The 18,095-nt window shown below is 40.8% G+C and carries 18 protein-coding genes and 1 other annotated feature; of the genes, 4 read left to right on the top strand and 14 right to left on the bottom strand.

Annotated elements, in window-relative coordinates:
• Positions 1-22: 22 nt before the first annotated feature.
• The 6 genes from MHI51_RS15345 to MHI51_RS15320 all read right to left on the bottom strand — a co-directional run bounded on the left by MHI51_RS15345 (position 23) and on the right by MHI51_RS15320 (position 4,164).
• Positions 23-493 (bottom strand): GNAT family N-acetyltransferase, encoded by a 471-nt coding sequence (locus MHI51_RS15345; protein ID WP_405174029.1) that lies wholly within the window; start codon positions 491-493, stop codon positions 23-25.
• Between the two features lie 168 nt (positions 494-661).
• A complete protein-coding gene (locus MHI51_RS15340; protein ID WP_342410854.1) occupies positions 662-832 on the bottom strand; it encodes a hypothetical protein in 171 nt (56 codons plus the stop codon).
• Positions 833-879: 47 nt separating this feature from the next.
• Positions 880-1,120, bottom strand: a binding site (T-box leader).
• A gap of 103 nt (positions 1,121-1,223) precedes the next feature.
• A complete protein-coding gene (locus MHI51_RS15335) occupies positions 1,224-1,673 on the bottom strand; it encodes a DUF1569 domain-containing protein (protein ID WP_076125859.1) in 450 nt (149 codons plus the stop codon).
• Between the two features lie 251 nt (positions 1,674-1,924).
• Positions 1,925-2,806, bottom strand: a complete 882-nt coding sequence (locus tag MHI51_RS15330; protein ID WP_405174028.1) for a phosphotransferase family protein — start codon at positions 2,804-2,806, stop codon at positions 1,925-1,927.
• A gap of 98 nt (positions 2,807-2,904) precedes the next feature.
• Complete coding sequence (locus tag MHI51_RS15325) at positions 2,905-3,468, bottom strand: hypothetical protein (RefSeq protein WP_405174027.1); 564 nt, start codon at positions 3,466-3,468, stop codon at positions 2,905-2,907.
• A 348-nt stretch (positions 3,469-3,816) separates the two neighbouring features.
• On the bottom strand, positions 3,817-4,164 hold the full coding sequence (locus tag MHI51_RS15320) for a VOC family protein (RefSeq protein ID WP_076190357.1): 348 nt from the start codon (positions 4,162-4,164) through the stop codon (positions 3,817-3,819).
• Between the two features lie 860 nt (positions 4,165-5,024).
• On the opposite strand from MHI51_RS15320, the gene MHI51_RS15315 reads away from it, so the two are divergent.
• Positions 5,025-8,084 (top strand): ATP-binding protein, encoded by a 3,060-nt coding sequence (locus MHI51_RS15315; protein ID WP_305954102.1) that lies wholly within the window; start codon positions 5,025-5,027, stop codon positions 8,082-8,084.
• Positions 8,085-8,129: 45 nt separating this feature from the next.
• On the opposite strand, the gene MHI51_RS15310 is transcribed toward MHI51_RS15315, so the two are convergent.
• From MHI51_RS15310 to MHI51_RS15290, 5 genes are all read right to left on the bottom strand, one after another.
• Positions 8,130-8,924, bottom strand: coding sequence for an SDR family NAD(P)-dependent oxidoreductase (locus MHI51_RS15310; RefSeq protein ID WP_076276530.1), 795 nt, complete (start codon positions 8,922-8,924; stop codon positions 8,130-8,132).
• 166 nt (positions 8,925-9,090) lie between these two features.
• Positions 9,091-10,116, bottom strand: a complete 1,026-nt coding sequence (locus MHI51_RS15305; protein WP_405174026.1) for a helix-turn-helix domain-containing protein — start codon at positions 10,114-10,116, stop codon at positions 9,091-9,093.
• An 18-nt stretch (positions 10,117-10,134) separates the two neighbouring features.
• Entirely contained in the window at positions 10,135-10,875 is a 741-nt protein-coding gene (locus MHI51_RS15300; RefSeq protein WP_405174025.1) for an LLM class flavin-dependent oxidoreductase, read from the bottom strand.
• Entirely contained in the window at positions 10,856-11,218 is a 363-nt protein-coding gene (locus tag MHI51_RS15295) for a hypothetical protein (protein ID WP_076218114.1), read from the bottom strand. Before MHI51_RS15295 ends, MHI51_RS15300 begins: the two co-directional genes overlap by 20 nt.
• Before the next feature lie 37 nt (positions 11,219-11,255).
• A complete protein-coding gene (locus MHI51_RS15290) occupies positions 11,256-11,705 on the bottom strand; it encodes an OsmC family protein (RefSeq protein WP_038571065.1) in 450 nt (149 codons plus the stop codon).
• A 151-nt stretch (positions 11,706-11,856) separates the two neighbouring features.
• Between MHI51_RS15290 and MHI51_RS15285 the strand changes: the two genes are divergently transcribed.
• Positions 11,857-12,342 carry a nucleoside deaminase gene (locus MHI51_RS15285; RefSeq protein WP_076125601.1) on the top strand — a complete coding sequence of 162 codons (486 nt, stop codon included), beginning with the start codon at positions 11,857-11,859 and terminating at the stop codon, positions 12,340-12,342.
• A gap of 122 nt (positions 12,343-12,464) precedes the next feature.
• Here MHI51_RS15285 and MHI51_RS15280 read toward each other — a convergent pair whose 3' ends face one another.
• Complete coding sequence (locus tag MHI51_RS15280; RefSeq protein ID WP_052097044.1) at positions 12,465-13,364, bottom strand: glycerophosphodiester phosphodiesterase; 900 nt, start codon at positions 13,362-13,364, stop codon at positions 12,465-12,467.
• Between the two features lie 326 nt (positions 13,365-13,690).
• On the opposite strand from MHI51_RS15280, the gene MHI51_RS15275 reads away from it, so the two are divergent.
• Together MHI51_RS15275 and MHI51_RS15270 are read left to right on the top strand one after the other, a co-directional pair.
• Positions 13,691-14,665, top strand: a complete 975-nt coding sequence (locus tag MHI51_RS15275; protein WP_405174024.1) for a glycoside hydrolase family 43 protein — start codon at positions 13,691-13,693, stop codon at positions 14,663-14,665.
• Positions 14,666-14,714: 49 nt separating this feature from the next.
• The gene (locus MHI51_RS15270) at positions 14,715-15,857 is read left to right on the top strand and encodes a glycosyl hydrolase family 8 (protein ID WP_076190363.1); all 1,143 of its coding nucleotides are present in this window, start codon (positions 14,715-14,717) and stop codon (positions 15,855-15,857) included.
• Between the two features lie 82 nt (positions 15,858-15,939).
• Here MHI51_RS15270 and araA read toward each other — a convergent pair whose 3' ends face one another.
• Complete coding sequence (gene araA / locus MHI51_RS15265; RefSeq protein WP_038571054.1) at positions 15,940-17,364, bottom strand: L-arabinose isomerase; 1,425 nt, start codon at positions 17,362-17,364, stop codon at positions 15,940-15,942.
• 32 nt (positions 17,365-17,396) lie between these two features.
• On the bottom strand, positions 17,397-18,092 hold the full coding sequence (locus tag MHI51_RS15260; RefSeq protein ID WP_036677359.1) for an L-ribulose-5-phosphate 4-epimerase: 696 nt from the start codon (positions 18,090-18,092) through the stop codon (positions 17,397-17,399).
• Between the last annotated feature and the right edge of the window lie 3 nt (positions 18,093-18,095).

Genomic DNA, 18,095 nt, shown 5'->3' with positions numbered 1-18,095 from the left:
CCTTGCGGTAGCCCTTTTGTGCCTATTTGAACTTGATGTCAACAATCTTCCCGCTTTCCACAAAACCAATATTTCGATAAACCTTATTCGAGTCAGGATTCTTTAAATCAGCATAAAGCATGGGTACTAAATCCTCCGATAAAAGAACAGAACTTAACTCTGCTACTAGTGCACTTGCATAACCTTTTTTCCGGCAAGACGGTGGTGTGTATACCGCATTTAATCTGGAATATCTTGCCGACCTATGTGCAATGTACGCCATTGATACAGGTTTATCGTCTACAAACCATATATACAAGTCCCCTGTCTCAATCATCCTCTTGGCATCTAGAATTTTAGCTTCTGGGTTCACCCTACCCCCATAAGCCCCCTCTGAGAAACCCGCCAAAAACTCTGCTACAATGGCCAGGTTTTTTCTCGTTGCTTGTTGCATTGTACCCTTTACGTTCAACGGTTTCTTTGGATCTGTACAGAAATAAGATTCTATAGTCATCGTGGACTCATATTGAAGATGATTTGCCTGAGAATACAGCTGTGCAAAACGTTCTGTTGTTTTTGGTTCTCCAGATACTCCCGGTAATGTAGTCTCTTTAAGAAATTCTATAAGTTCTTCGTAGAGAACGGCCTTCTTATCCTCGACAATATCCTTAGAACTCCAAAGCTATGCGTTATGTCCCGTTGACTGGGCATAAATCATTGTTTCATCAGAATCTTTTAAGCAAGTAGAACTCTTCGACTCGCAAATAAGGTGAATCAGGTTGTATTGAACCTCATCAGCAATAAATATATCCTGGCTAAGTATTCGATCGGAGACATTGATTTTTTGAAACATTGTTACTCCTCCTTATTTATTTATAAGAACGCAAAAAACTCCGTCCCATTAGGGACGGAGTAGATTCCGCGTTACCACCCTGATTGGTGTATTTATGAATACACCCTCTCTGCTGCCATCGTCCAACAACGATGCTTCTTTGTAACGGCAGAATCCCGGGCCCGCCTACTATGATTTCGGGAGCCAGCTCTGAGGCGATTGTTCGATTCGGGTGTCCTCTGCCTCGCACCAACCGGCAGTTCTCTGATCGACATATCCGGATTTACTTGTCCTCTTCGTCGCATTTGATTGCAATGTAATTAGATACAATATAAAGTAATAGGGATTTTATGTCAATAAAAAATATGTAAGTTGGCGACGTTAAACAATTATTATTCACTGCGGAAAAATACTAAACACCAAATTGTCTTAAATGATGGTCTAGATGTTTATAAATCCCTTTACCCCATTGCTCCGGAGTGAATTTCCCGAAAAAAGGATGTGGATGGGATGAACAATTCTCCGGACCGTTACTTTGAAAAGTTATAATCTTTTGTTTCAGTATTTCTTTTTCTTTTCCAAAATCTCTATCATCTAAAATAAGTATGGTCGGAATTGTTGACATATTATGTGGTACTGGCTTGTCATTGTAAAAAATAGATTTCACAAACCCTCCTATTAATATTCCTAGCCAACTTCTAGGAGGAAAGGAGTTTCCATTTGCGATGTCTTGAAATGCTGAACAGTGAGCCAACATTTGAGAAACATTCATTTTTCCCCACTGTGGGTTTGAATTTGGACTTAAATTCTCGATACGGCTCAGTATTTCCGCTGTATGTAATTTGTTATATATATTTTCCATAAACACACTTCCCATTGCGTTTTTTGGGTTTTCGATTTTTTCATTATTAGGTCTGATGATCCATATATCACGATAAGCTATTGTATTCATGATTGCATCATAATAATTTTACAGTATACTGCCGATCTAATATTCGCCATTTCCATTATTCTATCCTTTATTCACTATCATATCCTCTAACGTAATAAAGCTATCCATCATGGAGGTAGCTCCTCGTCTTAAACTGTCTTTAAATATCGTTTCCCGTCAGTTCAACAACCTACGGATTTCTGCAATACAGAAATACTTTCCTTTAGGAACGCCCTATTCTTTTCAATCCCTCTATTTTTACACCAGACAACAGCACCAAAAGCATCGTAAAAATCATAAAAGGGTAGTATTGTTTCCAAATCCATTAGAGGACGAATTTTTGAATATCCCTCTTTATACGAAATTCTACTTTGAGGATTCACTTCCCAAACATATCGGTTAATTTTTGTGAAATCAATTTCAGAGGATCCACCCCGTGCACTCTCAAAATCAATAATTCCAACAACCATATTATTATTTGTTAGTATATTACCTTGTCGAAAATCCATATGAACAACACACGGGCCATCAGGAGGAGGTAAAACTGAGAAAGCACCCTCAAAGTAATTAATACATTTTTCGAAAAGTCCTCTCTCAAGGACTTCCTTGCAAGGTTCTATAAATTTTTCAAAGCTATTTCTTATATAAAGTCTCCAATTGTTCTGATTAAAAAATTGAAAACCGTCTAATCCTTCCACACCATATCCCGGCATTTTAACTTCATGCAGCTTTGCGTGAAGTACTCCAATTTGAAATGCTAATTCATCGTCAATAGCACCTGTACATGGTATACCTTTAATCTCAGATAAAAGTAATGCACCAGAAATTAAGTCATCCCCACTCCAGAAGTCTAACACCTTTGGAACCGGTAATACCTCCCTCAACAGTTCAAGCATACGATATTCGCGATATAGTTTATCCCTGTTATAAGGGATCTTCGCATACAGCGTTTCTCCATTAGTAAGATTCAGCTTGTATACTTGTGAACTAAAGGACTCAGGAACATTATCTATACTTAATACATTAAGGTTAAATCTTTTTATGATTGTTTCTACTAAATTCAACTCGCACCTCACATGTTATGAATGAATAGTAATTAGTTCTGCTATCTTATTCTTAATTTTATTGAACTATCCTAACCATTAGTTTAATAAAATTACACTTAGCCCTTTTTCCTTCTTGCTCTCAGGTAAATGACCGAAATCACCACTAGTCCTATTGCAATTACAATATACAAATCAATATCCTGCTCAAACATTAACCACATCTTGTATTCTAGGTGTACTTGCTGTTTGGGTCGAAGTCCTTCACCGAATAGTTCTGTTGCTTGGTTAAGGTTATTCATTTCAATTGTTATACTGCATGGACTACTGCTTGATTCGCCATCCACTTCGCTAATGTATATTAAGTATTTATTACCTTCCTTGAAATCAAAACCCCAAGTGTAGTCTGTTCTCACAATAATTTGAGAGTCAACTTCAGTTTTCCAACTTCGTTCAACATCCACTAATATATATTTGATTTTCTCTTTTGTCCCCGTAAATCCTTCTTGTTTCAAATCGACCTTTATTTGTTTTACTTCACCGTAAATAGCTCCGCCGTAGACCTCTAGGGCTTCTTGGGGACTTCCTAACTCGACACAGGATAAAGCTTTAGCATCTTGTCCATTTGCAATAAAGAATGCGAAAGTGAATAAACATATTAACGTGATTAAACGAAGTTTCAATTTACCACCTGCTCTTATGATTTTATTACATAACTTCTTTATTGACATAAGTTATAGGTGAAATGTTGCACTAATTTTCCAATTCCTTCAATGAAATAGGGAGTACACCTCGACGGTATGCTCCCTATTTGGGTTGACAATAGTATTTCGTTGGCCGTGGATGCAGCGCAAGCGCCGCACCTCAGAATATAGAAGTTAAAGTTCTTCCTGGGAGCTGAAAGCTTTGAAGAAATATTCCCCACGGATTTGACAACTTTATTCCCTAATACATTTACAATTAGATGTTGAACTGAGCGTTTTTATTAAACTAACGCACCTGTTAGCTCAATAGCAATGATGTGCAACTCCTTACTTCTCCCAAAGCTCGATCAGTCGACCTTCTGGGTCTTCAATCCAAATAAACTTTCCAAATTCACTAATCTCTATTTTCTTTGCAAGAGGTACACCAATCTGTTCAAAATGCTTAATCGTCTCATTTAGATCATACACTTGGAAATTTAACATCACTTGTTGTTCTATTGGAAAATAACTGTCATCCTCGGTAAAGAAAGAAAAAATAGTCTCATTTCCCACTTGAGGTTTTATCACAGTCCCATTCCAATTCTCAATGTCAAGCTTCAACACCTCACTGTACCACTTTTTTGTAGCTTCAAGATTCTTAGTTCTCCAGAATATTCCTCCGAAACCTTTAATCATCGTATCTACACTCCTGTCTGCATTGAATTTTCTAATAATATACCCTTTAGGATTAAGGAGAATCCACCGTTAACCTCCAGTCATTACACCGAAGGTTAGTACTAACGGGGGATTCAAAATCACATTCACAATAAACGAGAAGCCTAGCTTATGAAAAATGATATTGGAAGCAGGAGTGAAGTGTATCGGACCCTATAGTCGCTATTAACCATAATTCGGCTCATTTGAGAACCTATCGGACTCTATAGTCGCTATTGGCTCGAAAAGCCCTCATATCGCGCATGTTTGGAACAAATAACGCCTCTGGGGTCCGAAACACTTCTCAAAAGCCAAAATTCAGCCAAATAGCTGCATCTGAGTCCGATCGCTCATGGTGAAGAGAGCGTGTGGGAATACAATACGCACAACAAGCAGCATAGTCGCACATCCGGTAACACAGACGCCAAACATGCAGCAAAATCGCACATCAAGTAATCCAGACACCCAACAGCAAAGCACTAATCAAGTGTTGAAGTATCCGTGTGTTCGTGTGTTCGTGTATTCGAGTGTTCGTGTGTTCGTGTGTTCGTGTGTTCGTGTGTTCGTGTGTTCGTGTGTTCGTGTATTCAAGTGTTCGAGTATTCGAGTACGCAAATGTTCAAGGAGATACATCATGCTTCTTCCATGTGGAGAACATTCCTCTTAGCCCCACGCAGTGTCCGTTGCTCATTACTTCTCCTTCTTATGTAAATAATCTTCATTTTAGATTCTAGATTAGAATTATTTGCTATAATGTTCTCATGAAAAATAAAACTATCCTAAACAAATTAGCTATCATTCTACTTTTTATAAGCATTCTCTTTGGCCTACGCTGCATTTGGTTGAGTCTATTTAAGGTTTCCGACACTGTACCTGTGATTAACAATGGGGTACTGGATTTACGCGGCCAGGATCTGGAGCAGGCTAACTTATTCAGGCTGGATGGTGAATGGAGCTTCTATCCTTCGCAATTCGTTTCATCGAAGACTTCTACTCTACCAAAGCTATCCCACTCGCTTCAAGTTCCTGGAAATTGGAGCCATGTTATGGGAAGCGATCAGAATTCTTCTTATGGTTATGGTACGTATCGTCTGCGAATTTTGGTAGACCCGCTTCAGCAACCTGTCTCTTTCTGGATCAAACAAATTCATTCCGCTTCCAGTGTGGAGATTAACGGCACACCTATTCTCAATAATGGGGTAATAGCTCTTGATGCCGATACATATGTACCCAAAACCACCTCATATACAGCAGCTTATTTTTCAAAAAACACCACAGTGATAGATGTATTTATTCACGTAGCTAACTTTGATCACCCCTATAAGGGCGGTATAAAAGGCCCTATTTTCTTTGGCTCTCAGGAACTCATTGACCGGACATACTTTTACACTGTCGGATTTCAAATGCTTACAGCAATTATCTTACTACTGCATGGGCTTTATGCCTGTATTCTGTACTTATTTAATCCTAAAGAACGTGCTTTGTTTCTTGTAGGATTAATGACCTTATCTGTAGCTGTAATCCTTTTAGCTCGAAATGACAACTTAGTGCTTTCATTACTGCCGATTAATTATACTTGGTCCTTAAAAATCCGTTTGATCGCCTTCTTATGGCAAAACCTTTTTATTCTGCTTGTTTTCAGGAAATTCACCTCAGGTGCCAAAGTCAACAAGTGGTTACGTGCTTACACATGGTGTCTTTTCCTTTATACCTTGTTTATATTTATTGTCCCTGCTTATTTAGTCAGCACATCCATTCATTTGGGAATCATTCAAGTGTTCCAGTATATTCCCTTCATTTGGTTGCTCTATAGCTTAGGGCGCTTATTGTTCAAAAAGCAAGATGATAAAGATGTTGTTTTTCTGCTGTTATCAGGTGCGGCGATCGTTTCTAATTTGTTATGGAATTTGTGGGATAGTAACGGACAATATTCAATTGTCTATTATCCTTTGGATATTATCGCAGCCATCGTGGGCTTCTCAGCTTATTGGTTTAAAAAGTATTTTCAAAATGCTAAAGAGAACATGGAACTGAATGAGCAGCTGAAAAAAGCAGACAAACTTAAGGACCAGTTTCTCGCTAATACCTCACATGAGCTGCGTACACCGCTTCACGGAATCATGAATATCGCGCAAAATATTGTCACAAAAGAAAAGGACAGACTTTACGAAAGTAGCCGTCAAGATATGGAACTGCTGATCACAATCAGCCGCCGTATGTCTCATATGCTTGGTGATCTACTGGATGTGGTCCGTCTTCAGGAGCATCGTGTTATTTTACAACAGGAACCTATTTCGGTTCAATCAGTAGTTCCCGGTGTGATTAGTATGCTTCAATATATGATTGAAGGTAAGCCAGTCCAGCTATCTATGGATATCCCGGAAGCTATGCCGCCAGTTCTTGCGGACGAGAAAAGACTGGTGCAGGTTTTATTAAATCTGGTGCACAACGCGCTTAAATACACCGAAGCAGGACTTGTAGCTGTTAAGGCTGAGGAACAGGACGGACAGGTTCTTATCTATGTGACAGATACCGGAGTAGGCATGACTGAAGAGACTATGGCACGGATATTTCTCCCCTATGAGCAAGGCCCTCACGGAATAAATGACGGGCGTGGAATTGGGCTGGGATTAAGCATATGCCGGCAGCTCGTAGAACTGCATGGGAGCAGCCTAAACATTCAATCTGAGCTTGGTAAAGGTTCAACTTTTAGTTTCACACTCTCTCTTGCCGATTCTTACAGCGAACAGATAATAAAACAGACGGAACCTACAGTTTCGTATATGGCAGATGAGATTCATAGACAGATGGCTGAGTGGGGAATTTCCGAACATCAGCCAAGTAATCACTCTGAAAAAATTCCGCCGCTTTTTACAGAGATTAAGGTAAATATTCTGGTGGTAGATGATGATCCTGTCAATCTGAATGTACTAAAGGGTATTCTTGAAACCGAACCTTATATCATAACTACCGTGAACTCAGCCCATGAAGCATTGGAATTGTTGGATAAAAGGAACTGGGACTTACTTATTGGCGATGTTATGATGCCACAGATGTCGGGATACGAATTAACACAGAAGGTTCGTACTCGTTACTCCTTATATGAGCTTCCGATTCTACTGCTTACTGCCCGTAGTCAGCCTGAGGATATTTATACTGGATTTTTGTCCGGTGCCAATGATTATGTCACAAAACCTGTAGATGCAGTGGAGCTTAAATACCGTATTCGGGCTTTAACTGCGATGAAGCTATCCTTCAATGAACGGGTGCGGATAGAAGCAGCCTATCTACAAGCACAGATACAACCGCATTTTTTATTCAATACATTGAACTCTATTGCCGCACTCAGTGATTTGGATACTAAAAAAATGCAGGAGCTCATTGGTGCGTTTACTTCTTTTTTAAGAATCAGTTTTGACTTTTTAAATATCGGAGAGCTCGTGAACCTCTCCCATGAACTGGAATTGGTAGAATCTTATCTGTATATTGAACAGACTCGATTTGCAGAAAGGATATCTGTTGTCTGGAAGGTAGATCCGAATATTGACATCCTAATTCCTCCTCTATCCATCCAACCGTTGGTAGAAAATGCTGTTAAGCACGGTATACTTAAGCGCCAACAGGGTGGAACTGTTCAAATACGTATTATCCGTCTGCACAAGACTGTAAAGATTGAAGTGGAGGATGATGGGCAAGGCATGGATTCCGGGACTCTCTCTTTACTGCTGAAGCCATTGATGGAAGGCAAAGGTGGCATCGGGCTGGCTAACACCCATCGGAGGTTAAGTCAATTATATGGTCAAGGTCTCTCGATCCAGAGTAAGCCTGGAGAAGGCACCTTGGTATCCTTTGTTGTACCAGAGGACAGTGATGATTTTTCAAGCAAAAAAGCCGCTCCATAAGGAGTGGCTTTTTTGTATCGTTATCTATATCCTTTTAGAGTAAGCTTAAAAAATAGTCGGCACCATTCCCCCATCCATGCGAATTGGAGAACCTTTAAATGCAGAGGCATAAGGACTGCATACAAATGCTGCTAGTCTGCCTATTTCAAAAGGTTTAATAAATCGTTGTATTTCAGATTGTGGAAGATTTGTAGTCATGAATTTTCTTTCTTTTTCTGAAAAAGTCATATCTTCATTGGAGTATATCCCATCAATAATTTGATGCACATTTTCAGAAAGTGTTGGTCCTGGCATGATTGTATTGACTGTAACTTCAGTTCCTATCGTTAACTTAGATAAGCTTTTTGACAATGATAATAACATTGATTTGGTCATTGCATATTGAGGCATTTGGCCTGAAGGCATAATGGCTTCTTCACTAGCAATAAAGAGAATGCGGCCATAATCTTTTTGTAACATTTTAGGTAAATAGAATTTTGTTAATCTATTCGCAGCAAGGACATTAGTACGGAAGTATTTTTCGAATATTTCGTCGTCAACGTCCTCATATTTCATAATTTCATAGATACCCATATTATTAACTAAAATATCTATATTAGGGTATTTTTCGAATAAGGCTTCTCTTTGTTCAATATTCACAATATCCGCTGTAGCATTTTGTGGAGAGGTAGCCGGGAAATTTGACTTTATTTCATTTACAGTTTGTTCTACCTGATCATAATTCCGTCCATTAATTAGTACATTAACTCCTTCTTTAGCAAGTTCAAAGGCGATTGCTTTGCCAATACCTTTTGTTGATCCTGTAATTAAAGCTGTTTTATTATTTAATCCCATATCCATATTACATTTCTCCTTTTATCACGGCGTGCTGAGTAGTTGTCATTTCAAGAATAGTCCTGTGTGCCGGCTAGGATTATATTATCGTACCGGGGTTGTTCAGTAACTAGCGGATTGCGCCAAAGTTCTTGTTTAACACGCCAATGATAAATCTCTGAAAATACTGTCTTTATGAAGAGGGTATCAAGTTTAAACCTAAATGTTCAGTACGCCAATTTGAAGGAGTATCACCTTCCCAAAGACGGAAGGCACGGTAGAACGAGTTCTGGTCTTCATATCCAATCAAGAAAGCCACTTCTTTAATATCAAGCGATGGATCTGCCAGATACTCTCGTGCTTGCTCATGTCTAGCTTGTGTCAGCAATTGCTTGAAGCTTGTGTTTTCTTCAGTAAGCCTGCGTTGTAACGTACGGTCACTCATACTTAATGCCTTCGCAACAGCTTGAATGTCAGGGCGTCCTCCGCTGAAGCTGCGTTTCATGATCCATTTGACCCTCTCGGTTATAGAGCGAGTGCCCTTCTGTTCAGCAAGCGTCCGGTCCAAAACGGGAGTCAGAATCTCCAGCAGCTCTTCGTTGTACGAGATAAAAGGCCGATCCAAATCATTTCGACGCAACGTCAAACGATTATATTGAGCACCTATCTGAATTCGGCAGCCGAAATAAGCTTCAAGAATCTTTACATTTCCTATAGGCTGTGAAAACTCGACAAGCTGTGCTGTCAAAGGTAGACCTGTGCCTCGCCGTCCGAGTTCTAGAAGAAATGCCAAAGTGAGGCCGAGCAGCAGCGGTGGACCAGAATGCCTGGGATGCTGCCATTCCAATTCGATTGTACATAGCTCGCCTTCCTCGGTAATACGCAAGCTTTCAGGAGGGCACATTTGTTTGTATCGTACCATTCGGTTAAGAGCATCGCGATAGTCCTTAGCATGGTATGTTGCTAAAACCGTCGGCGGATATTGTGTGGTTTCATAGACGGTTGCAAGCTTAATGATTCCTTCGGCAGTATCTCCAATGAGATCGGAATATGCCTGCCAGACTGCGAAATATTGGGCGGTGGTGACTTCTGACTCTGTGATCTGGCTAAGTGGAAGATTTGCTTTGCTGGCTACATCTTGTGCAGTTATCCCTAATTGACTTAATCCAGCCCAAAATCCTGGTGGGATTTTAATTTGATCAGAGGTATGAGACTTCATACATATGGACCTCCTTTATTAAGAACTCCAGCACGCTTGGGCAAGCAGTTCGAACGAATGTAACCGTTTCTCATAATCTGGAATCATGGTAACGATAATGAATTCATTAACTCCATACAAAAGAGATAACCGTTCCAACTTACCTTTAACACTTTCCGGAGTACCTACCAGCAGCTTGCGTTCCAAGGGCTCAGACTTCGCTTCGGCAGAACCTTCTTGTTGGAATAATGTCGTACCAGATGAGGCCAATCGCTCTGCCTCTTCCTCAGTCTCGGCGCAAATGACACCAACAGCAACCATGGCCTGCGGTTCAGGAGAAAGTGAAGAAGGAGTAAAGGTTTCACGGTAAGCCTGCAAAACCTCCTCCCCTGCTACATCGCTCATGAACTGGCCAAACACATAACCTGCTCCAAACTCGGCAGCATATGCCGCGCTTTTCTTGTTTGTACCCAGCAGCCATAGCTCTGGAGATACGGGAGGGACCGGACGGGCGGTTATTGAACGTCCTTCATAGGAATAGTTACCCTGCAATAATTCAGTGACTCCTTTAAGGAGTTCTGGCATTTTCCAAACATTTTCGAGAAAATTGCCACCTAATCCCGGCATATCATGATGTTCAGCAACCCAATAACGAGTATATCCCAGTCTTTCTGCTGTCTGAGCCAGCTTCACTGCTTGTCCCAATGCGGTACTAGCATCCACCGTATTAAAAACAGGTACGAGATCTAATACACTAAGCTTAATGGATGTTGTTGTCATGATTAAGTCCTACTCGAGGGTTTCGGTAAAATTCGATCATATCGATAAAAATAAGCTTGTAATCAACTGTCACCGCAGCCAGATCATACATTCGGCCATGGCCGTCTTCTTTGGAGGCAAAAACAACATCGTGCCGCAGCTTGTCCATAATCATTTTGCCGATGAACTGATGCTCGTATTCCGCGTACTTCTTTTTGAAAGCTTCATTAAATTCCCACACCTCTTGGTAAGACCGCTCTAGCATTGCGTTTACCAAAGTCAGCTCGTTGCCCTCTTTTTGTACAGCCACGTAATAATTTCCGCGCTCATCCTTGATCAAATCCTTATATAACTCAACGTTCAAAGTTAACGTCTCCTCTCTGATTACCTAGGACTCAATTTTATAGGCTTGCAGTCAGCACCGTTGGCTCTGTCGTGATTTCTACATTTCCTGCAACGGCTCTGGAGATCATGCAGGAGCCTTCTGCTTTATGGGCAATTCGGATGGTTTTATCGATATCGTCCTGTGACGCATCTTTGGTAAGGGTGATTAGGGGTGAATGTTTGATGGCTTCATATGTAAAAATGTTATTCGTTACATCGACCGTCGCCTCTGAGGTTAACGTCAGCTCTGAAGTCGTAAGCCCTGCCCGCTCCAGCATTGCTGCAAGTGTAATGAGATAACAGGTTGCTGCTGCTCCCAAAAGCATCTCATCCGGATTCGTTCCTACTCCGGGTCCTCCCATTTCCTTCGGAATGGAAATTTGAGTCTTAAGCTGTCCAGCTTCAATAGTTCCGTCACTGTTACGGCCACCGTTCCATACGGCGTTCAATATAAATGGATGCTTCATTTTTATATATCCTCCCTAGCTTGATATTGCATGATATATTTTTCATCGAATACTTTACATGCTAACATAGAAGAATGTGGTGAACAAACAGGCTCAGGCCTACTATTCATGAAACTTATCAATAAATTAAAATTCAGGAGGTTCTAACATCATGATAAACGACACGGATATCAAACATCTTAAGCGTTGTATTGAACTTGCCCAAATTGCACTCGAAGCTGGGGACGAACCCTTTGGTTCCGTCCTTGTATCAGCAAGTGGCGAAGTGCTGGCGGAAGACCGCAACCATGTAGGTAGCGGTGACCATACTCAGCATCCCGAATTCGCTTTAGCCCGCTGGGCAGCTCAGAATATGACACTGGAAGAACGTAAGCAGGCAACAGTGTATACCTCCGGAGAACATTGCCCTATGTGTGCAGCGGCACACGGGTGGGTTCATTTAGGACGAATTGTATATGCCAGTTCCTCGAAGCAATTATCGGCGTGGTTAAATGATATGGGAATTGCAGCATCACCCGTCCGTAATTTAAGTATTCAGGAGGTTATTTACGAAACGTTCGTAGATGGCCCTGTACCCGATCTTGCAGAACAAGTACGGGAGCTTCATCTACAATTTCACGAGAAAAGACTTCATTAGAAAGAAGAAACAAAAATAATTGATTTTCCGTAAAAAAAGAACCTTTGGATAAAGGTTCTTAGGCTGTCGAGAAAGTCCCGACAGCTTTATTTATGTCCAGAAAAGGGTGATTTCACATCCCTTTACCTTTTATTATTCTTAATTACTTCGCTAAAGCGGTCAGGGAAATTTGTATGTACACCATCTACACCCCAAATTACGGCTTTATCCATATTCACTTGATAATTCACAGTATATGGAAACACCTTTAGCCCTGAATTTTTTGCCTGCGCGACATATGCCGCATTTATTTTTTGAAAGTTAGGACTTATGCCTACCGCATAAGTTTTTAATCTATTCACATAGGATTCTGATATTTTATAAACAGGGAAATCATACCATACAATTTGATAAAGAGGGACTGCTGGATTTATGGAATGGAATCTACGCAAACTCGCTTCACTAAATGAATGAATAGCAACATGAGCCGACAGATCATAATTTAAGATTTCTTCGTTTAACAATGCCTCGATGTTCGAATTCGACGTGGGATCTTTAATCTCAATCATATAGTCCACTTCTTTTCCGAACCTTTCAAATACCTCTTTTAGTGTCGGAATACGTAAATCTACATATTTATCTCTAGCGAACATGGGATATTGTTCATTAAACCATGAACCCGCGTCTAATTTTGAGATCTGCTCTAAAGTAAAATCCTTTACATACCCTTTAGCATTCGTGGTACGATTTACGGTCCCATCGTGAATAACAACAGGAACATGATCTTTTGTTAACTGAATGTCTAACTCGATATAATCGGTCTTCATATCAATGGCTAGCTCGAATGCAGGTATTGTATTCTCAGGAGCATATCCTGAAGCACCACGGTGAGCGATGGTATATACTTTATCCGCAGGCATGATAATTTCCTTTACTTTAATGCGAATCCAGGGGGAATAAGCATACAAAGAGGTGAACAATAAGATTAATAAAAGCACATGTATACCTATAAAGTAGATTCTGGAATTTTGAATTTTTTGCATTAAGCTGACCTCATCTTTTTAAAAATATAATGTAGAATACTTGGTGTCTTTCGCTCTAACATTCATTCTTGTGTAAAATTATGATTTATATTCCCTTATGTTAATCTCACCTCATCGTATTTGTAAGGCAAAGTTTGGAGATTTCTATTGTACCAGATTATCTAGAGAAAATATTGTGAGGCAGCATAAATGGGAAAGGATCTGCAAGGTCAAGAAAGCAACATCTAAACTTTGTGGGGTATAAACTATAGTTGCTATATATACAGAGTCCTAAAGTTCTTATACCATTAACTTTGTAAGCGATTAACTTTATAGGAGGAAATGACTTGACAAAGCCAGTGCAACCCAATGAACCTCTCGTAACTCATATTTATACTGCGGACCCTTCTGCTCATGTATTTGAAGGCAAGATTTATATTTATCCCTCTCATGACCTGGATCACGATATGATCTCTAATGACAACGGTGACCAATATAATATGGAGGATTACCATGTTCTGTCTATTGATGGAGATGGCTCCCCTTGTATCGACCACGGTGAAGTGCTTCATGTGAAGGATGTCCCATGGGCTAAACAGCAAATGTGGGCTCCGGATGCAGCATACAAAAACAATACCTACTATTTGTTTTTCCCAGCCCGAGACCATGACGATATTTTCCGAATTGGGGTTGCAACCTCAGCGTCACCTTCCGGACCCTTTACACCTGAACCGAACTACATTCCCGGCAGTTATAGCATTGATCCCGCTGTTTTCGTTGATGATAATGGCAAATCATATATATACTTTGGGGGTCTTTGGGGCGGTCAACTTGAAAAATGGCAAACCGGCTCATTTGTTGCGGATGCAGAGGGACCGGCTGAAACGGCACCTGCTCTAGGACCTATCGTAGCGGAGCTGAGCGAGGACATGCTGAGCTTTGAAGGTGCGCCTAGAGAAATATCCATCGTCGATACGAACGGAAATCCGATACTTGCTGGAGATGAAGAGAGAAGATATTTTGAAGGTCCATGGGTTCATAAATATAACGGTTATTATTATCTTTCTTATTCCACGGGTACTACCCATAATATTGTATACGCTATCAGTAAAGATCCGCTTGGGCCTTTTGTATATCAAGGAAAAATACTTACACCCGTCCTGGGCTGGACAACACACCATTCTATTGTTCAGTTTAAAGAGAAATGGTATTTATTTTATCATGATAGTTCTTTATCTGGTGGTGCTGACAACAAGCGTTCTGTAAAATATACGGAGCTGAAATACAACGATGATGGCACCATTCAAACCATCCATCCTTAGTTTTTATTGAAATGGAGTGCATGCTGTAGTCCATAGGAGGGGAAATATCATGCCAATAACACAACAAGGTGCTTTTTATACGGGGAAATATCGCAATTTATTTAAGGAGCTCGGCTTTTCTGAAGATGAAATCAACGCTAAACTCGAAGAAACTTGGAGTGATTTGTTTTACGGAGATCCGAACGTACGAATCTACTATCCGCTGGACGAGGATAAAAGCTATATTCTGGATACAGGTAATCTGGATGTTAGGTCTGAAGGAATGTCCTACGGGATGATGATGGCTGTTCAAATGAATAAAAAAGATGAGTTTGATCGTTTATGGAACTTCTCTAAGACGTTTATGCAGCACAAAGAAGGCCGTTATGCCGATTACTTTGCCTGGCACTGCAAGCCTGACGGTACAAGAATTTCTCAAGGACCCGCACCGGACGGGGAAGAGTTTTTCGCCATGGCTTTGTTTTTTGCCTCAAAACGTTGGGGGAACGGTCCGGCACCTTATAATTATTCCGAGCAGGCTCGAATAATATTGCGTGCTTGTGTACATAAAACTGAAACAGGCGCTGGTGACTCAATGTGGGACGCGGAAACGAAACTGATTAAATTCGTACCGGAATCCACCTTCAGTGATCCATCTTACCATCTCCCCCATTTCTATGATTTGTTCGCTTTGTGGGCTGATGCAGGTGACCACATGTTTTGGCGAGAAGCGGCGGAAGCCAGCCGCTCATATCTACACACTACATGTAATCCTATAACTGGTCTCGCTCCCGAATATGCTAATTTTAACGGCACCCCGGCAGAACCCCAGCCTCATGGTGATTTCAGTCATTTTTTCAGTGATGCTTACCGGGTTGCGGCTAATATCGGTCTGGACTGGGCATGGTTCCAAAAGGACAGCTGGCAGGTCGATCAATGTAACCGGATTCAAGCTTTTTTTAGGAATATCGAAGTTTCCAATTACCGGAGGTATACCATTGAGGGACAGGCATTCGACGAACCGGCGCTGCATCCGGTAGGCCTTTTGGCGACCAACGCTATGGCTTCGCTTGCTTCTGATGGCCCGGAGGCAGAGCATTTTGTCCGTTTGTTTTGGGATACACCTTTGCGAACTGGACAACGTCGTTATTATGATAACTGTCTGTACTTCTTTAGTTTACTGGCCCTAAGTGGAAACTATCGCATTTATTGAAGTAAATCGAACAAAACAATAGGACTCCATTCCTCAAAAAGCCGAGGAATGGAGTCCTATTGATCGTAATAAAGCTTTGCTATTATTTAATAACTACATATTCCAAGTTAACAAGTTTTGCGTAAGCAATAATTTGGTCTGTTGTAAGAGTTAATGAAACAACGGTGTGGTGACCGCCACCATTTTCGATCCAAGCTTTAACTCCGTCTTGGAAGTTTGGTTTAACATTCCAAAGCACACGAGCTACTGGAAGGTTTGGGGCTGGAACAGTTGGTTCAAAAGCAGTCACTTCATTGATCAAAAGTTTGTAATGCGTACCGAAGTCAGCCATGGAAACCACTACACCGTCTCCTGCTTTGCCGTCAAATACTAAACGGGCTGGATCGTCTTTACCACCAATACCTAGTGGAGACACGATGATTTTTGGTTTGTTGCTTGCCAAAGTTGGATCTACTTCAAGCATATGGGATTGAAGAATAGATTCTTGTCCAACTGTCAATTCATAAGTGTAATCTTCCATAAAGCCAGTCGATTGGTTATGGCTCATCACTTTAAGCAAGCGGTCGAGAGCTGCAGTCTTCCAGTCTCCTTCTCCAGCAAAACCATATCCTTGTGCCATCAAACGTTGAACAGCAAGTCCTGGAAGTTGTTTCATTCCATGTAAATCTTCAAAGTTTGAGGTGAAGGCATTGTAGCCACCTTGATCAAGGAAACGTTTGATAGCAATTTCATAGCTTGCTTGAACTCTTACGCTAGCTTCCCAAGCTTCTTTGCTGTTAGTGCCATAGTCGAATTCATACAGCTCTGCATATTCAGCAAACAAACCATCGATTTCTTCTTCTTTAACTTCATTAATGACTTGAACCAGGTCACCAATACCAAAGTAGTCAACCGTCCAGCCAAATTGAATTTGGGCTTCAACTTTATCTCCTTCAGTTACACCAACGTTACGCATGTTGTCACCAAAACGAGCAACTTTGATATTGAAGCTTTCGTTATAAGCAACGGCTACGTCCATCCATTCTGCAATTTGCTTTTGAACTTCAGGGCGTTCCCAATAGCCTACAACCACTTTGTTTTGTTTGTTCAAACGGGCGTTAATAAAACCATATTCACGGTCACCATGAGCTGCTTGGTTCAAGTTCATGAAGTCCATATCAATTGTTGCCCATGGAATACTTTCATTATATTGCGTAGCTAGATGAAGCAAAGGTTTTTGCAGCATTTTTGTTCCGCGGATCCACATTTTTGCAGGTGAGAAAGTATGCATCCAAGTGATGACACCTGCAACTTCGTCACGGTAGTTAACTTCTTTCATAATGTTGGTGATTTTATCTGCGCTGACAGCCAAATCCTGCAATACTAGTGGGTAAGGCAAAACTCCGCTTTTATTCAAAGCATCTGTCATCGTTTGTGCGTGCGCTTTAACTTCAGCCAATGCTTCTTCCCCATAAAGATGTTGCGAACCTACGACAAACCAAAATTCTTTTGCTACTGCTGTTGACATATTCATCCTCTTTTCATCAATTTGTAGTTTGATTATTTTTGACCGTAATAAGCGTCTTTCCCATGTTTGCGCAAGTAATGTTTATCTAGAATACGTTGTGGCAATTCTTCCGCAAAATGGTTCAACTCTCTAGCAAATAAATTCATTTTTGATACTTCATCCAACACTACGCTGTTCATTACAGCGGATTTTGCATTTTTCCCCCAAGTAAAGGGTCCATGGCCTTTAAGCAAAACACCGGGAACCGCCATAATATCTATCCCGCGTTGTTCAAAGGTTTCGATGATTACATTACCTGTTTCCGCTTCGTAACCCCGATCAATTTCCTCTTGCGTCAAGAAACGCGCACAAGGAATGGAGCCATAGAATGTATCAGCGTGCGTAGTTCCCATTACAGGAACGTCAAGTCCTGCTTGTGCCCAGATAGTCGCCCAAGTGGAATGTGTATGCACAATTCCGCCAATTTCGGAGTAATGTTTATAAAGTACTGCGTGAGTAGGTGTATCGGAGGAAGGTCTCATCTCCCCTTCAACTACATTGCCATCCAGATCAACAACTACCATATCGCTGGCTTTCATTGTTTCATAATCTACACCACTAGGTTTGATTACGAATAATCCACTTTCGCGATCAATTGCACTCACATTTCCCCATGTATACTTGATTAGTCCATGTTTCGGCAATTCCAGATTGGCTTGAAAAACCTCTTCTTTAAGTTGTTCTAACATCTT

It is taken from the genome of Paenibacillus sp. FSL H8-0260 (assembly GCF_045040625.1).
Lineage (GTDB): Bacteria > Bacillota > Bacilli > Paenibacillales > Paenibacillaceae > Paenibacillus_AQ > Paenibacillus_AQ odorifer.
Note: the sequence above shows the minus strand (reverse complement) of the source record. Positions and strands in the feature narration are given on the sequence as shown.

Coding starts and splice junctions, on each gene's coding strand:
- MHI51_RS15320 (WP_076190357.1), bottom strand. CDS start 4,164: ATGATTAAAGGTTTCGGAGGAATATTCTGGAGAACTAAGAATCTTGAA.
- MHI51_RS15270 (WP_076190363.1), top strand. CDS start 14,715: ATGCCAATAACACAACAAGGTGCTTTTTATACGGGGAAATATCGCAAT.
- MHI51_RS15280 (WP_052097044.1), bottom strand. CDS start 13,364: ATGCAAAAAATTCAAAATTCCAGAATCTACTTTATAGGTATACATGTG.
- MHI51_RS15285 (WP_076125601.1), top strand. CDS start 11,857: ATGATAAACGACACGGATATCAAACATCTTAAGCGTTGTATTGAACTT.
- araA (WP_038571054.1), bottom strand. CDS start 17,364: ATGTCAACAGCAGTAGCAAAAGAATTTTGGTTTGTCGTAGGTTCGCAA.
- MHI51_RS15260 (WP_036677359.1), bottom strand. CDS start 18,092: ATGTTAGAACAACTTAAAGAAGAGGTTTTTCAAGCCAATCTGGAATTG.
- MHI51_RS15305 (WP_405174026.1), bottom strand. CDS start 10,116: ATGAAGTCTCATACCTCTGATCAAATTAAAATCCCACCAGGATTTTGG.
- MHI51_RS15300 (WP_405174025.1), bottom strand. CDS start 10,875: ATGACAACAACATCCATTAAGCTTAGTGTATTAGATCTCGTACCTGTT.
- MHI51_RS15335 (WP_076125859.1), bottom strand. CDS start 1,673: ATGGAAAATATATATAACAAATTACATACAGCGGAAATACTGAGCCGT.
- MHI51_RS15290 (WP_038571065.1), bottom strand. CDS start 11,705: ATGAAGCATCCATTTATATTGAACGCCGTATGGAACGGTGGCCGTAAC.
- MHI51_RS15340 (WP_342410854.1), bottom strand. CDS start 832: ATGTTTCAAAAAATCAATGTCTCCGATCGAATACTTAGCCAGGATATA.
- MHI51_RS15345 (WP_405174029.1), bottom strand. CDS start 493: ATGACTATAGAATCTTATTTCTGTACAGATCCAAAGAAACCGTTGAAC.
- MHI51_RS15310 (WP_076276530.1), bottom strand. CDS start 8,924: ATGGATATGGGATTAAATAATAAAACAGCTTTAATTACAGGATCAACA.